At 60.8% G+C, this 15,283-nt stretch carries 16 protein-coding genes and 1 tRNA gene; 7 read left to right on the top strand and 10 right to left on the bottom strand.

Features of this window, described 5'->3' with window-relative positions:
• Window positions 1-53: 53 nt before the first annotated feature.
• The 5 genes from MK6180000_RS04235 to MK6180000_RS04215 form a co-directional block, all read right to left on the bottom strand.
• Window positions 54-575: a CarD family transcriptional regulator gene (locus MK6180000_RS04235; protein ID WP_138933604.1), complete on the bottom strand. Its 522-nt coding sequence runs from the start codon at window positions 573-575 to the stop codon at window positions 54-56.
• A gap of 305 nt (window positions 576-880) precedes the next feature.
• The gene (gene fdxA, locus MK6180000_RS04230; protein ID WP_138933603.1) at window positions 881-1,219 is read right to left on the bottom strand and encodes a ferredoxin FdxA; all 339 of its coding nucleotides are present in this window, start codon (window positions 1,217-1,219) and stop codon (window positions 881-883) included.
• 49 nt (window positions 1,220-1,268) lie between these two features.
• Window positions 1,269-1,676 (bottom strand): RNA-binding S4 domain-containing protein, encoded by a 408-nt coding sequence (locus MK6180000_RS04225; protein ID WP_246040427.1) that lies wholly within the window; start codon window positions 1,674-1,676, stop codon window positions 1,269-1,271.
• On the bottom strand, window positions 1,673-4,525 hold the full coding sequence (locus MK6180000_RS04220; protein ID WP_138933602.1) for a helicase-related protein: 2,853 nt from the start codon (window positions 4,523-4,525) through the stop codon (window positions 1,673-1,675). Before MK6180000_RS04220 ends, MK6180000_RS04225 begins: the two co-directional genes overlap by 4 nt.
• Window positions 4,526-4,554: 29 nt before the next feature.
• Complete coding sequence (locus MK6180000_RS04215) at window positions 4,555-5,115, bottom strand: tetratricopeptide repeat protein (protein WP_138933601.1); 561 nt, start codon at window positions 5,113-5,115, stop codon at window positions 4,555-4,557.
• 70 nt (window positions 5,116-5,185) lie between these two features.
• On the opposite strand from MK6180000_RS04215, the gene MK6180000_RS04210 reads away from it, so the two are divergent.
• Complete coding sequence (locus MK6180000_RS04210) at window positions 5,186-5,479, top strand: SCP2 sterol-binding domain-containing protein (RefSeq protein WP_138933600.1); 294 nt, start codon at window positions 5,186-5,188, stop codon at window positions 5,477-5,479.
• Window positions 5,476-6,414, top strand: a complete 939-nt coding sequence (locus tag MK6180000_RS04205) for an alpha/beta fold hydrolase (protein WP_138933599.1) — start codon at window positions 5,476-5,478, stop codon at window positions 6,412-6,414. The genes MK6180000_RS04210 and MK6180000_RS04205 overlap by 4 nt, the downstream gene beginning before the upstream one ends.
• Here the strand turns inward: MK6180000_RS04205 and MK6180000_RS04200 are convergent.
• Window positions 6,411-7,241, bottom strand: coding sequence for a fumarylacetoacetate hydrolase family protein (locus MK6180000_RS04200; RefSeq protein ID WP_138933598.1), 831 nt, complete (start codon window positions 7,239-7,241; stop codon window positions 6,411-6,413). The genes MK6180000_RS04205 and MK6180000_RS04200 overlap by 4 nt on opposite strands.
• A 96-nt stretch (window positions 7,242-7,337) precedes the next feature.
• Between MK6180000_RS04200 and MK6180000_RS04195 the strand changes: the two genes are divergently transcribed.
• The 3 genes from MK6180000_RS04195 to MK6180000_RS04185 all read left to right on the top strand — a co-directional run bounded on the left by MK6180000_RS04195 (window position 7,338) and on the right by MK6180000_RS04185 (window position 11,824).
• Complete coding sequence (locus tag MK6180000_RS04195; protein ID WP_138933597.1) at window positions 7,338-8,339, top strand: ligase-associated DNA damage response exonuclease; 1,002 nt, start codon at window positions 7,338-7,340, stop codon at window positions 8,337-8,339.
• On the top strand, window positions 8,336-9,931 hold the full coding sequence (locus tag MK6180000_RS04190) for an ATP-dependent DNA ligase (RefSeq protein WP_138933596.1): 1,596 nt from the start codon (window positions 8,336-8,338) through the stop codon (window positions 9,929-9,931). The genes MK6180000_RS04195 and MK6180000_RS04190 overlap by 4 nt, the downstream gene beginning before the upstream one ends.
• Window positions 9,932-10,003: 72 nt before the next feature.
• Window positions 10,004-11,824: a M3 family oligoendopeptidase gene (locus MK6180000_RS04185; protein ID WP_138933595.1), complete on the top strand. Its 1,821-nt coding sequence runs from the start codon at window positions 10,004-10,006 to the stop codon at window positions 11,822-11,824.
• A 126-nt stretch (window positions 11,825-11,950) separates the two neighbouring features.
• Here the strand turns inward: MK6180000_RS04185 and rpoH are convergent, their stop codons facing one another.
• Window positions 11,951-12,847: an RNA polymerase sigma factor RpoH gene (gene rpoH, locus MK6180000_RS04180; RefSeq protein WP_138933594.1), complete on the bottom strand. Its 897-nt coding sequence runs from the start codon at window positions 12,845-12,847 to the stop codon at window positions 11,951-11,953.
• Window positions 12,848-12,992: 145 nt separating this feature from the next.
• Window positions 12,993-14,042: a pseudouridine synthase gene (locus MK6180000_RS04175; RefSeq protein WP_138933593.1), complete on the bottom strand. Its 1,050-nt coding sequence runs from the start codon at window positions 14,040-14,042 to the stop codon at window positions 12,993-12,995.
• On the opposite strand from MK6180000_RS04175, the gene MK6180000_RS04170 reads away from it, so the two are divergent.
• Complete coding sequence (locus MK6180000_RS04170; protein ID WP_138933592.1) at window positions 14,041-14,352, top strand: DUF6476 family protein; 312 nt, start codon at window positions 14,041-14,043, stop codon at window positions 14,350-14,352. The genes MK6180000_RS04175 and MK6180000_RS04170 overlap by 2 nt on opposite strands.
• Before the next feature lie 4 nt (window positions 14,353-14,356).
• Here MK6180000_RS04170 and MK6180000_RS04165 read toward each other — a convergent pair.
• A tRNA-His gene (locus tag MK6180000_RS04165) sits at window positions 14,357-14,433 on the bottom strand.
• A 161-nt stretch (window positions 14,434-14,594) separates the two neighbouring features.
• On the opposite strand from MK6180000_RS04165, the gene MK6180000_RS04160 reads away from it, so the two are divergent.
• On the top strand, window positions 14,595-14,777 hold the full coding sequence (locus MK6180000_RS04160) for a DUF6324 family protein (protein ID WP_138933591.1): 183 nt from the start codon (window positions 14,595-14,597) through the stop codon (window positions 14,775-14,777).
• Window positions 14,778-14,784: 7 nt separating this feature from the next.
• Here MK6180000_RS04160 and MK6180000_RS04155 read toward each other — a convergent pair whose 3' ends face one another.
• Complete coding sequence (locus MK6180000_RS04155; RefSeq protein WP_138933590.1) at window positions 14,785-15,243, bottom strand: MmcB family DNA repair protein; 459 nt, start codon at window positions 15,241-15,243, stop codon at window positions 14,785-14,787.
• Window positions 15,244-15,283: the final 40 nt, after the last annotated feature.

Below are 15,283 nucleotides of genomic sequence, written 5' to 3'. Positions count from 1 at the left end.
AAGGGCGGCGCCCCCTGTGGGGAACCGCCCTGCTTAACTAATTTTATAGCCCGCTACGCAGCAGCGGGAGGCGCGCGCGATACCAGAACGTCTTCCACCTGCTTGCCGGCCAGAGCTTCGCCCTCGCCGCTCACGGCGGCAACTTCGCGGGTCAAACGCTCCAATGCGGCCTCATACAGCTGGCGCTCAGAATAGCTCTGCTCGCGCTGGTCGTCGGTGCGGTGCAGGTCGCGCACCACTTCGGCGATGGCGATTAAATCGCCAGAGTTGATCTTTTGCTCGTACTCTTGCGCACGGCGCGACCACATGGCCTTTTTCGCCTTGGCCTTGCCCTTGAGCGTCGTCATTGCCTTGGCGACGGTTTCGGGGCTGCTCAGCGAGCGCATGCCGATCTCGGTCGCCTTGTGCGTCGGAACGCGCAATGTCATCTTGTCCTTCTCGAAGGAGATGACAAACAGCTCCAGCTCGATCCCAGCGACTTCCTGGCTCTCAATCGAGACGACCTTGCCCACGCCATGCGCGGGATATACAACGAAGTCATTGGGGCTAAAGTCGGGTTTTCTGGCTTTGCTCATATTGGTCTTCCTTTTCCCGGCCGGGCCTGACGTGTCATCAACATCAAAGTGATGCATCAGCATGTTTCGCTGATGCGGGCATTGCAGATGTTAGGGCACAAAAAAGTCCAAATCCCCGCAGCGGCGGTGGATCGGACTATCGGGCATGGCGTTACGTTTGACAGACCATACCACAAAAATGGCATCTGCGAAAGTCTGCGCATCATCACCCGTTAAAGGCAGGGTATTGCCTATGATTTATGGCGCGATCTTGACGCGGCGGATGAGAATTTGCCGGTAAACAGGTCCGAATCAGTCGTATACACTCAGCCGCCTTCGCCCGGCGCCTCGGAGAAGTACTTCTCCAGTTTGCCCTCTTCGCCGTCCCGCTCCTTGGCGTCCGGCAGCTCATCTTTTTTGGTGATGATAACCGGCCACATCTCGGAATACTTGCGATTGAACTCGACCCACTTCTCCATGTCCGGCTCTGTATCCGGGCGGATCGCGTCGGCGGGGCATTCAGGCTCACACACACCGCAATCGATGCACTCATCCGGGTGGATGACCAGCATGTTTTCGCCCTCGTAAAAGCAGTCGACCGGACACACTTCGACGCAGTCAGTATATTTGCAGGCGATGCAGGCATCGTTGACGATATAGGTCATGTCGGCCTCTTCGAGATCAGTCGCGGGATACCTAATCCAGCGCCTCAAATCATTCAAGCGCTCCGGGTTGAATGAGGTCCATCATGCGCCTGTCCCGCTTGGTCGGCCGCCCTTTTCCCTCATATTTGGGATTTGCTGAAACAAACGTTTCATCTGTAGGCTCTGGCGCGGGGGTCAGATCATCGTATAGCGCCTGCGCCTCTGGTGCCGGGCCGCGCCGAATACCTGGGGCAATGATGCGGACGACGCGGATCACGCGCCCTTGGGCAAATGTCAAAACATCGCCAGCGCCAACCGTCTGCGCAGCTTTGGCCGCCCGATTGCCATTAACGCGCACATGGCCGCCTTTGACCGTGCCCGCCGCCAATCCGCGTGTTTTAAAGAAACGCGCTTGCCACAACCACTTGTCGAGGCGGATTTTCTCCGCCTCTGCAGTGTCTTGCGGCGACTTCTTCACTTACCCTTCTTGAGGCCCATCAGGGCCGCAGCGAACGGATTATCCGGGTCGATCCGGTCCTTCTTGGGTGCAGCCTTTGCGCTAAAGCTTTTTGCCTCGCTGCTTTTCGCCGGGCGGTCGCCGCCTTTTGGCTTACCCTTGCCGCGCGGTTTGCTGCGCGCCTCTTGCGGCTTGCCGCGTGCGCCGCCCTCGGGGCGCGCACCCGCAGGCGGATTACTCCGCCGCGCACGCGCAGCCCATGTGAAGGTATAATAGACCTCAGGCTCCACAGAAGGCGCAATAGGATCTGCGGGCGTGCCCGGCTCAACCTCAGTCTCGCTCATCTCAGGAATTTCGGCTGGGATTTCAGGATCAGGCTCAATCGTTTCTGCGATAGGTGCAATGCCTTCGGCCTCGATCTGCTCGACGGCGTCCCCAACGGTCTCTGGCGCGGGTTCTAGTCCCGGTGCCTCGTCCATGATCTGGTCTACCGGTTTGACCTTGATGCGCTCGCCGCGCTCGGCCTTGTAGCCGAGGCCTTCCATCAAATTTGCAAACTGTTCAAGCGTCATGCCAGTGATCGACAGCATATCGGCCTTGGCCTCAAATCCGCTTCGGCTATCCTCGCCGCGCAGCATATCTGCCAACCGCTCTAGCATATCGATGCGGATCGCGCGGTTTCCGGCGGCGCGGTAGCCTGCCATAGTATAGTAACCTTGAGGCATATTGGCCGCGGGGACAGTCACTAGACCAGGGGGCGGCGCCTCGGGCAGGTCGTCCATATTGTTGGCAAGGCCCCACAATACAAGACGCAGGCGTGTCGGCGCAGGCTTTAGCAATAGCGGCATGAAGATCGTAAACTGGCCGAAACGTACGCCATGTTTCCGCAGCGCCCCGCGCGCGTCCTGTTCCAGAGATTTGACCTCATCGGCGACGTCGCCGCGCGGGATAATGCCCATCGTTTCGACCATGCGAAAACCGAAACCACGTGCAAGGCCGGTTAGCGTCTCATCGCGGCTAACGTTCAACAGCGGCTCAAAGAGGGTCGAAATCTTGCGGTCGATAAAGTGCTGCAGGCGGCGCTCGACCTTTTGGATAACATCGGGTCCGGCCTCCTCGTCGACGAACACTTTAACCCCAGGCTTCATAGGATCGGCACCGGGGATCAGTTTGCCCACGGCATCCTTGCCCCACATCAGGCCGCCTTGCTCGGTAAAGTCGATCTCGGTGTCGGGTGCGTTGTAAAAGCGGTCAGCGCGCAGATTGAAATGCGGCGCCAACGCTTGAAGGCTGGCCTGAGACAACGTCTTGGCCTCCTGCCCGCTTGCCGACTTGTCCTGAACAAATCGAAATCCGTCCAGACGTCCGACGAATTCGCCCTCGACCGTCACGTCACCAGTATCGTTAACCTCTGCCACGATGGCTTCCTTCTGCTTGAGCCGGCGCAAGAGCACGGATGTGCGCCGATCCACAAATCTCTGCGTCAGCGCCCCATGCAGCGCGTCCGACAAACGGTCTTCTACAGCGCGCGTCGCCCCGCGCCAATGGCCTTCGTCATCGACCCAACCTTTTCGCTGGGCCACGTAAGTCCAGGTCCGAATATAGGCTAGCCGCTTAGACAACGTATCAATATCGCCATCGGTTCGATCAATACGCTTTATTTGTCGGCCAAGCCAATCATCGGGGATGCGGCCCAGTTCGTGCAGGTCGCAAAAAATCGTTTCTAGCAGGCCGGCATGCTCGGCTTGGCTGATGCCGCGAAAATCGGGGATGCGGCAGACATCCCACAGCAATTTTACAGCGTTACCATTGGTGGCGCGGTTGCGCACGTCAGGTGCAGCGGACAAGGTGCGAAGCGCTGTCAGGTCATCGGCGTCGCCAACGCGTGCCAGCAGGTCATGTTCGGGCTTACACTCCAGCGACGCGATCAGCGCAGCGGTTGATCCCATCTGCAGCTCTGGATTGCGCCACTCCAGCTTGCGGATTGGGGCAAAGCGGTGCTCCATGATCGCTTCTGCCACCTCTGGGGTCAGGTCGGGTGCCTCGCCGGTGACGCCAAAGCTGCCATGGCTCATCCCGCGGCCTGCACGGCCCGCGATCTGGGCCAGCTCATTCGGCATCAGTTGCCGCATGCGCCGCCCGTCAAATTTGGTCAGAGAGGAAAAAGCGACGTGATCGATATCAAGGTTGAGGCCCATTCCGATGGCATCCGTCGCGACAAGGTAGTCGACATCGCCATTCTGATACAGATCAACCTGCGCGTTACGCGTTCGCGGGCTAAGCGCGCCCATCACGACGGCCGCGCCACCCTTTTGACGCCGTAGCACCTCGGCAATAGCATATACATTATCAACCGAAAATCCGACTATAGCACTACGAGCTGGCATCTTGCTTATCTTTTTCGAACCAGAATAGACTAAATCCGACAATCGCGTGCGCGGCACGAATTCCGCCTCGGGGACCAGTTCGGATATGGCGTTTCGCATGGTTGAGGCGCCCAGAAATTGCGTCTCGCGCAGGCCGCGCATCCGCAAAAGCCGGTCGGTGAACACGTGCCCGCGCTCAGGATCCGCGCAAAGCTGGATCTCATCGATCGCGACGAAATCGGCGCCGATGCCCTCCGGCATCGCCTCGACAGTACAGACCCAATATTTTGTTCGCGGCGGTACGATCCGCTCCTCACCGGTGACGAGCGCGACCACTGACGGGCCGCGCACGCTCACAATCTTGTCATAAACTTCGCGCGCCAGCAGGCGCAGCGGCAGACCAATGACACCGGTCCGGTAGCCCAGCATCCGCTCAATCGCGAAATGCGTTTTGCCGGTATTGGTAGGGCCCAGAACCGCAAGGATCCGTGCGTAATCGGCCATGGCCTCGTCTCCGGTGGGTCAGGACTATTTCAGAGGTCGCTGCCTTGGGTTTCGCCCTCAAGCCGCGCGAGCGCGGCTGCGACATCGTCGAAATGCGGGTGGATCGCGGCAACGCGGCCATACGCCTCATAGGCGAGGGCCGGTTGGCCAATCTCCTCCAGCAGCGCGCCAAGGCTGTAGATCGCGGCGAAATTGCGCGGATCGAGCGTCAGCGCGCGTTCAAGATCAGCCATCGCAGGGCCCATCATGCCGGCGCGTGCAAAAGCGACGGAGCGGGCGTGCCACCCCTCGGCAAAGCCGGGTGCGTGATCGGTCAGCGCACTCAACAGCTCGATCGCGAGGCCTGTGTCACCAGCCGCCATCGCTGCGCGCCCGCGTTTAAGAAGCAAATTCATCGCAGGCGAGCCGGACTTCGACAGCTCCAGCATGATTTCGCGACCCAGCCTATCGGCCTCGGGCGGGGGGGCATTTTCCAGTGCCTCATACATGCCATCGAGGCGTGCCGTATCCTGCGCCAGCGCCAATGCAGGCGCCGACAGCGCCAGAACCAGCGCAAGGACAGGATTGAGATTGAATCGAAGAACGCCCATAACACAGCGAAGTTTAGCGCTGCACGCGGGAAAGCAAACCCCCGGCGGATCAAAATAAAGGGATCGGCGAATGAGCGACACAGTAAGTGAGGCAGTGGATGCTTTGAACGCGCGCATGACAGGGGACAAACTGGACGGCACGGCGAAGTTTGTGATCGCAGGCGAAGGCTCGCTGATCATCGATGCCGCGGGCGCGCGGGCGGCGAGCGGCGCGGCTGACGTGACGCTGAGTGCGGACGCCGCCACTTTTCGCGCCATTGTTGAGGGCGATATGGACCCGGCGTCAGCCTTTATGACCGGCAAGCTGGCGGTCGAGGGTGACATGAGCGTCGCGATGCAACTGGGCCGGGTTCTAGGCGGGTGACGGACGCGCCACTGTTTGAGGCTGTTGCAGACGGGCCGGCGGGTGGGCGCGCGGTGTGGGCGCGCACGAACGACGGTGTGCGCGTACGAGTGGCCCACTGGCCCACTGCCGCGGCAAAGGGCACTGTGCTGCTCTTGCCGGGGCGGACCGAATTTATCGAAAAATATGGCCGTGCAGCCGTCGATATGGCCGCCCGCGGTTACGGCATAATGACAATCGACTGGCGAGGTCAGGGGCTATCGGACCGGATTGCTGTCGATGCGATGTCGGGCCACGTGGGCCGTTTCACAGACTATCAGGCCGATGTGGCCGCGCTGCTGAAGGTCGCCGAGGCTGTGCGCGCGCCCCGTCCGTGGCACATGCTCGCACACTCCATGGGCGGCGCCATTGGCCTGCGCGCGGCGATGGGCGGCATGCCAATAACGAGTTGCGCCTTTTCCGCGCCGATGTGGGGTATAAGAATGAAGTCGGCACTGCGCCCGCTCGCGTGGACGTTAGGTTGGAGCAGCGGCCATGTGGGCCAGAGCCATCGCTACGCACCCAGCACGAGCGCCGCCAGCTATGTGCTAAGCGAGCCGTTCGAGACGAATGACTTGACCCGCGACGCACAGATGCACGCGCATATGGTCGCGCAACTGACCGCGCATCCCGAGCTTGCCCTTGGTGGCCCCAGCCTGCAGTGGCTGTTTGAGGCGCTGCGCGAATGCCGCCGCCTGCACGCCCTGCCGTCGCCCGCGCTGCCGTGCCTGACCTTCGTCGGCACCGAAGAAACGATTGTCGATACCTCGCGTATCGACGCCCGCATGGCCCGCTGGCCCGGCGCCCGGATGGAGCGTATCCCCGGCGCCCGGCACGAGGCGATGATGGACACGCCCCCGACGCGGGCAAAGGTCTGGGACATGCTGGCGGATTTCTGGGCGGCGCATAGCGCCTAGCTGTCTAACCGTACCTCTTGCCGCTGCGTGCCAAGACCCGCAATCGCCAGCGTCATCACATCGCCCTCGCGCAGGTAGCGCGGCGGCTTCATCCCCATGCCCACACCGGGAGGCGTGCCTGTGGCGATGATATCGCCGGGATGCAGCGTCATCATCTGGCTTAGATACGCGATCACGTGCGCCACGCCAAATATCATCGACGCCGTGCTGCCGCGCTGCGCTGGCTGCCCGTTCAGGTCCAACACCATATCCAGCGCCTGCACATCGCCCATCTCATCGGGCGTCACCAGCCAAGGGCCGATAGGGCCAAAGCTGTCGCAGCTCTTGCCCTTTGTCCACTGTCCGCCGCGCTCGGCCTGAAATTCGCGCTCGGACACGTCATTAACGATGGTGTAGCCGGCCACATAACTCAGCGCGTCCGCGTCGCTCACATATTTGGCGCGGCGCCCGATAACGATTCCCAGTTCGACCTCCCAATCGGATTTTTGCGAACCGCGCGGCAGATAGACAGGATCGTTCGGACCGGTAATTGATGATGTCGCCTTCATAAAAACGATTGGCTCGTCAGGGGGCGGCAGGCCCACCTCGGCGGCGTGGTCATAGTAGTTGAGGCCAATTCCGATCAGCTTTCCCACTTGGGCCACGGGCGGTCCAAGACGCGGCGCGCCCGGCACCTTTGGCAGATCCTCCGGGTCAATATCCAGCAACGCGCCAAGGGCCTCGCCCGCGATGTCGCTCACGACACCCGTCAGATCCCGCAGCCCGCCGACACTGTCCAGAACGCCGGGCCGCTCGACCCCTGCCTCGCCATATCGCACAAATCTCATCGCCTGTTCCCTCGCAATTGCCGGGTGCAGCCTAGCTATACTTGCAGCGCGCACAAGAGGCTGGCCAAGCGCCGCGCGCGGCCTACTCTTCCCTTCATGGTCATTCAATTCAAACCCCAAGGCATCTATTGCCCCGCCGGCGATTTCTATGTCGATCCATGGCAGCCCGTCGACCGTGCGTTGATCACCCATGGCCACGCCGATCACGCGCGCCCGGGTCATCGACGCTACCTTGCAACTGATATCGCGGGTCCGGTTATGCGCCACCGATTGGGCGAGATTGACCTGGATGCGATAAAATATGGTGAAGAACGCCGGATCGGCGGCGCGAACGTGTCGTTTCACCCCGCAGGCCACATCCCCGGCTCAGCCCAAGTCAGGATCGAAGTTGGCGGCGAGGTCTGGGTGGTGTCCGGCGATTACAAGACGACGCCAGACGCCCTATCGACCCCGTTCGAGCCGGTAAGATGCCATAGTTTCATCACCGAATGCACGTTTGGTTTGCCCGTCTTCAAATGGCCGTCCGAGGCCGAGGTCGCGGGCCAGATCAACGACTGGTGGTCTACAAATGCGGCGGAGGGGCGATTCAGCATGCTTGCTGCTTATTCACTGGGCAAAGCGCAGCGCGTGATGTCGCTATTGAACCCCGAAATCGCACCGATCCTGACCCACGGTGCGGTCGAAAACACAAACGCAATCCTACGCGATCAGGGGTTCGACCTGCCTGCCACGATCCGCGTCACACCCGACCTCGACCCCAAGGCGCATCCCGGGGCGATCATTATTGCCCCGCCGGGTGCTATGGGCAGCGATTGGGCACGCCGTTTTCGCCCCGCCGCGACCTCATTTGCCAGCGGCTGGATGCGGATGCGTGGGGTGCGTCGGCGGCGCTCCGTTGATCGGGGTTTTGTCGTGTCAGACCACGCCGACTGGGCGGGCCTCAATGATGCGATAAAGGCGACAGGCGCAGAAAATATATATGCAACACATGGTTACACGGATATCTTCGCGCGATGGTTGAAGAGTGAAGGCTACAACGCAGAGGCGCTCACGACCGAATTCACAGGCGAATTGATAGATTCGGAGGAGACGGAATGAAACGGTTCACCGCTCTTTACGCCACCATCGATCAGACAACCAAGACCAGTGCCAAAGTCGCGGCGCTGGCTGAATACTTTGGCGGCGCGCCAGAAGAGGACCGCCTTTGGACCATCGCGCTCTTTTCCGGTCGCCGTCCGCGCCGGGCGATCACCACAACCCGCCTGCGCGTCTGGGCGGCAGAGCGCGCAGACATCCCCCTGTGGCTGTTTGAGGAAAGCTATCCAATCGTCGGGGATCTGGCCGAGACGATTGCACTGGTTCTGCCACCCCCAACGCGGAGCCAAGACAGGAGCCTAACTGACTGGATCGCCTATCTGCGCGGGCTGGGCGCCGAGGAGGAGGACACCCGCAAAGCCGCCGTTCTGGACGCATGGGACCAGATGGATGCTGCCGAACGGCTGGTGTTCAATAAGCTGCTGACAGGCGGATTTCGCGTCGGCATCAGTCGCAAACTCATGACCCGGGCCCTCGCCCAAGCGACAGGTCATGACGAGGCGGAACTCGCGCACCGCTTGATGGGCGATTGGACCCCCGACAGCACGACATACACCCGGCTGATCGAGGCGCCCGACCCCGAGGCGGCGCTATCGCGGCCCTATCCATTCTGCCTTGCCTATGGGCTGGACGATGAGACACCAGACAGCCTTGGTGCGCCAGATAACTGGCGCGCCGAGTGGAAATGGGACGGCATCCGCGGCCAGTTGATCACTCGCGGCGCGGCGCATTTTGTCTGGTCGCGCGGCGAGGAATTGATTACTGACCGGTTTCCCGAATTCGCCAAAGCGGCAGATTTTCTGCCGCCCGGCACCGTTCTGGACGGCGAGATCGTGGCGTGGGACGGCACAGCGCCCCTGCCCTTTAACGATTTGCAAAAACGGATCGGCCGCAAGACCGTGCCCAAAGCGCTATTGAAAAGCGCGCCGGTGATCCTGCTGGCGTACGATCTGCTGGAGGAGAATGGCGAGGACCTGCGCGCGCTGCCGTTCAGCCAGCGGCGCGCGAGGCTGGATGCGCTGGTGGGCGCGCTGCCCACTGATGCGCCGGTGCGGCCGTCGCGAATGATCGATTTTGATAGTTGGGACGCGCTTGCCGAGGTCCGCAGTCACGCGCGTGATAACCGCGCCGAGGGGCTAATGCTGAAATCGGCCAGCAGCCCCTATCATGCGGGCCGAAAAAAAGGCGATTGGTGGAAATGGAAGCTTGACCCGCTAACCATCGACGCCGTTATGATCTATGCGCAGCAAGGGTCAGGGCGGCGCGCGAACCTCTTTACCGACTTTACCTTTGCTGTCCGCAGCGGCAATGAGCTTGTCCCATTCACCAAGGCATATTCGGGTCTGACAGATGCGGAATTTCGCAAGATCACAGCTTGGGTCCGTAAAAACACGTTGGAGCGCTATGGCCCGGTCCGGCAGGTCAAGGCCGAGCATGTATTCGAAATCGCGTTTGAGGGCATCGCGCCTTCGCCACGGCATAAATCCGGTGTCGCCCTCCGATTTCCCCGGATGAAACGCTGGCGCCACGACAAGCCGTTGAATGAGGCCAACACTCTGGACGACCTGCACGAAATGCTGCGCCAATACGGCTGATGCGGCGGGCACCCTTGAGCGCGGCGCGCTCGCCGCCTATGTCAGGGGCAACATATCACAGGAGCCAGACGTATGATCCACCTTCCCCAGCCCGCCCATGACGCCAACGCCAATGCCAAGGGAAAGGGTCTGGGTGAGCTGCCAGAGTGGGATCTGAGCGATCTGTACACAGCCACGGACGCGCCGGAACTCGCCCGCGATATGACGTGGCTTGAGAGCGAATGCGCAGCCTTTGCCGCTGATTACGAGGGCAAGCTGGAGGGCCTTGATGCCGCCGGGCTGTTAAAATGTATCCACCGCGACGAGGCGATCAGCAATATTGCCGGGCGCATCATGTCCTACGCGGGCCTGCGATATCACCAGCTTACGACAGACGCGTCGCGCACGAAATTCCTGTCTGATTGCCAGGAAAAGATAACGAATTTCACCACGCCGCTGGTGTTTTTCACCCTAGAGCTGAACAAGCTGGACGAAGACCATCTAGCCGGTCTCTTGGCACAGAATGCTGATCTAGCGCGTTACAAGCCCGTGTTGGACCGTATCCGCGCGATGAAGCCGCACCAGCTATCTGACGAGATGGAGAAATTCCTGCATGATATGGGCGTCGTCGGCGACGCGTGGGAGCGGCTGTTTGATGAGACGATCGCAGGCCTCACCTTTACCGTGAACGGCGAAGAGTTGGGCATCGAGGGCACGCTGAACCTGCTGACCGAGCAGGACCGCAGCAAACGTGAGGCAGCCAGCCGCGAATTGGCGCGGGTCTTTGGCGCGAATATCCGCACGTTTTCGCGCGTTCACAACACATCGGCCAAGCAGAAAGAGGTCCTCGACCGCTGGCGCGGCATGCCCACTGCCCAGACCGGCCGCCATCTGAGCAATGACGTTGAGCCTGAAGTGGTCGAGGCATTGCGCGATGCTGTCGTCGCCGCCTATCCCAAACTGAGCCACCGCTATTACGCGCTAAAGGCAAAGTGGCTTGGCCTTGAGCGGATGCAGGTCTGGGATCGCAACGCGCCCCTGCCGATGGAGGAGACCAAGATCGTTGGCTGGAACGAGGCCCGCGAGACGGTAATGAACGCCTATACCGCGTTTGACCCGCGCATGGGCGATCTGGCGCAACCGTTCTTTGACAAAGGATGGATCGACGCCGGTGTTAAGCCGGGCAAGGCGCCCGGCGCGTTTGCGCATCCCACAGTGACGAACGTGCACCCTTATGTGATGCTGAATTACTTGGGCAAACCGCGCGACGTCATGACGCTGGCGCATGAGTTGGGGCACGGCGTGCATCAGGTTTTGGCCGCAGGTCAGGGCGAATTGCTGTCGTCAACGCCGCTGACATTGGCCGAAACCGCAAGCGTGTTCGGCGAGATGCTGACGTTCCGCCGGATGCTGGACGGCGCGCAGACGCAAGCAGAGCGGAAGGTGATGCTGGCCGGCAAGGTCGAGGATATGATCAACACCGTCGTGCGCCAGATCGCGTTCTATGATTTCGAGTGCAAACTTCACGCGGCTCGCCGGAAGGGCGAACTGACGCCGGATGATATCAACGCGCTCTGGATGTCCGTGCAGGGCGAATCTCTTGGCCCGGTGTTCGACTTTATGGACGGGTACGAGACGTTCTGGGCTTATATACCCCATTTCGTCCACTCGCCTTTTTACGTTTATGCCTACGCCTTTGGCGACGGCCTCGTGAATGCGCTCTATGCGGTTTATGAGGAAAACCCCGAAGGGTTTCAGGACAAGTATTTCGACATGCTGAAGGCTGGCGGGTCCATGCACCACTCAGAATTGCTAAAGCCATTCGGCCTTGATGCCAGCGACCCTAAGTTCTGGGACAAGGGGCTGAACATGATTTCCGGCATGATCGATGAGCTGGAGGCAATGGAGGAGTGAGCCCGCGGTTGGCTCGCTAACAGTCGCTGCCACGCTTAAGCTGTTCCTCTGTGCCAAACAAAACACGCCGCGTTAGAGAACGCGGCATGTTTTCACTCAGTTCAAATCAGATGTCGCAGGCCTAGATCAGGCGTCCTCCATCATCCCTTTTTCATGCGCAAGGCTGCGCATCCGGGTCTGAAGTTTCTCGAACGCCCGCACTTCGATCTGGCGAATACGCTCGCGGCTGACGTCGTATTGCCCGCTCAACTCCTCCAGTGTGACGGTCTGATCGCTCAGGCGCCGCTGGGTCAGGATATCTTTCTCGCGATCGTTCAGAACGTCCATCGCATCGGCCAGCATTTCGCGGCGCGCCAGCAGCTCGTCGCGCTCCTCGTAGTCAGTGGCTTGATCGGCGTCCTCGTCCTCCAGCCAGTCCTGCCACTGCATCGTCCCCTCGCCTTCGGAGCCGACAGTGGCATTCAACGACGCATCCCCGCCCGACATACGGCGATTCATCGAGATGACTTCAGTCTCGGTCACGCCTAGCTGAGTCGCGATCTTCTTGACGTTTTCCGGGCGCAGGTCGCCCTCTTCCAGCGCGCCAATCTTATTTTTGGCCTTACGCAGGTTGAAAAACAGCTTCTTCTGCGCTGAGGTCGTACCCAGCTTCACAAGGCTCCATGAGCGCAGGATGTATTCCTGAATGCTCGCACGGATCCACCACATTGCGTAAGTAGCAAGGCGGAAGCCTCTTTCGGGATCAAAGCGCTTCACGGCCTGCATCAGGCCGACATTTGCCTCTGAGATAACCTCGGCCTGAGGCAGACCATAGCCGCGATATCCCATCGCGATTTTGGCTGCGAGCCTCAGGTGCGACGTGACCATCCGGTGCGCCGCCTCGGTATCCTCCTGCTCGACCCACGCTTTGGCCAGCATGTACTCTTCTTCAGGTTCCAGCAGTGGGAATTTGCGGATTTCCTGCATGTAGCGGTTCAGTCCGCCTTCCGGCGTCGGTGCCGGCAGATTTGCATAATTTGCCATATTATTGACCCTCGCATCGCCGTAATGTTTACGGCCTTAACATCTATTTGGGCGCGCATCCGCCCCTTTTCAATGCGTGTCGCATTACTAACTTAACTTACAGTGAACCGATGACGTTCCCGGCGCCAGCCATGTGACAGCGGCCTCACGCAACCGTGCTAGAACCTGCATCTGGCGTGAGCGCGGCGATCAAAGTGGTCATATCCTCCGGCAGGGGCGCCTCGAATACCATCTGCTCGCCACTTACTGGGTGATCAAACCCCAGCGAGGCGGCATGCAGCGCCTGCCTGCCAAAGCTCTGCGCCATTGCGGCGCCTACAGGCGGCAGCGCCTTTTGCGCCAGTTTGCGGCCCGCGCCATAGACCGGATCACCTATTAGTCCGTGACCCGCATAAGCCATATGCACGCGAATCTGGTGCGTGCGCCCCGTCTCAAGCCAGCATTCCAGCAGCGCGCAGGCGGCGGGTGTGCCGAACCGCTCGATCGTGCGAGAGCGGGTGACAGCGTGGCGGCCCCCGGCCCAGCAAACGGCCTGTTTTTGGCGGTCAGTGCGGTGGCGATTCAGGTGCGACGCGATGCGCAGGATATTGCCCGGCTCGAACGTGATACCGCGCAGGCCGCGCAGACGTGGATCGGACGCCTCAGGCACGTTGTGGCACAGCGCCAGATAGCGCCGCTGGGCGGTATGCTTGGCAAATTGCTCGGCCAGTCCATGATGCGCTGCGTCGGACTTGGCCACGACCAGAAGGCCGCTTGTATCCTTGTCGATGCGGTGCACGATGCCGGGTCGCTTCATGCCGCCGACGCCAGACAGATCGCCGCCGAAGTGATGCAGCAGCGCATTGACCAACGTGCCGCCCGGCGTGCCGGGGGCGGGGTGCACAACCATGCCCGCAGGCTTGTTAACCACAATTAGGCTAGCATCCTCATAGACGATATCCAGCGCGATATCCTCGGGCGCGATATGGCTATCCTCAGCCACCGGGACGGTGATGACAACCTCGTCGCCTGCCTCCAGACGTGCCTTTGCGTCAGTGACTACGGCGCCATTGACCGTGACCTGCCCATCCGCAACCAGCCGCGCCAGCCTTGTGCGCGAAAGGGATGCGTCATCGGGCACGTCGCGGGCCAGCGCCTTGTCAAGGCGCGGCGGCGGGTCCATACCAATCAGCACTTTCAAAGAGGTCGAGCCCATGGATGATGATCCCCAGATGCAGCCGGTCGATCCGGCAATGGTGCGGTATTTGCGCGTGCTGGTCACGGCGCTGTCTGCGACCATGATCATCGGCTTCATAATCATCGTCGCGCTCTTTGTCACCCGCTTCGCTGGCGCACCGGACGTGGCGTTGCCGGATGCGATCGCTCTGCCCGATGGGGCCAAGGCTGAGGCATTCACGCAAGGGCGCGATTGGTATGCGGTGGTGACCGAGGCAGACAATATCTTGATCTACGACAGACTGACCGGCCAGTTGCGCCAAACGGTACGCATCGACATCACAAAGTGAGAGATGGTACCACCTCCTGGTCTCGAACCAGGGACCTCCTGATCCACAATCAGGCGCTCTAACCAACTGAGCTAAGGCGGCACTAATGGCCGATTTAGCCCCGGCGCGGCCTGATTGCAACCCAAAAAAGGCGACCTTTAGCGCGCAATCCTACGCGCCACGGTAACGCGCGGACGCGCTAGCGTCTTGCCAATAGGGTCATGCCGGGCTATCCCATCGCCCATCACCAAAGGAGCCAGATCATGGGCATCAACAGCGAACGCGACGTCGAGGCGAACATGCAGATTGGTCCAACCGATCAGGGCATGGTCCGCATCTTTATCGAATCGCAGGGCGTCGAGATCCCGATGGACTTCTCGCCCGAAGAGGCCGAGGAAATCGCAGCCGAAATACTGGCCGCCGCCAAGGGTGCTGCCGCCTCCTGAGTCCGCTTCAAACCTGCGGATCGCGCCACGCCCGCAGCCGCCGCGCCGCATCGCGGGCAAATTTGCGCGTGACGGCACTGCGCCGTGCGCCTGCCAGCTTTGCCTCTGGTCCCATCCGGATAATTTCGGCGCCATAGCTATCTGCCAGAATCAGCCCGGTGCCGTCCGGCAGTATATCAACAGGAAAATCGGCATCCACCGCCCAGAAAAATCGGTCAGCCCAGTCCAGATATCCCTGCCATTTGCTATCGGCCATAAAATCAGCGCGGCTGGATTTACACTCGATCACCCACAACTCACCTTTGGGACCCATCGCCATCACGTCAACGCGGCGGCCCCTTTCGGGTACGTATTCCTCAAGCGCGGCAAAGTTTAGCTCGGCTAGATGCCGGCAAACCCCGCGTGCCAAGACTTGGCCGGGCTGCAGTAGAAAGGGAGAGGGTCTGGGCGGCGTCTGGTCTTGCATCCGGCCACTTTGGAACGAACAAAGAACGTGCGCAACCCCT

Source organism: Roseovarius arcticus (genome assembly GCF_006125015.1).
Taxonomy (GTDB): Bacteria; Pseudomonadota; Alphaproteobacteria; order Rhodobacterales; family Rhodobacteraceae; genus Roseovarius; species Roseovarius arcticus.
This window is presented reverse-complemented; position numbering and strand designations above follow the sequence as displayed.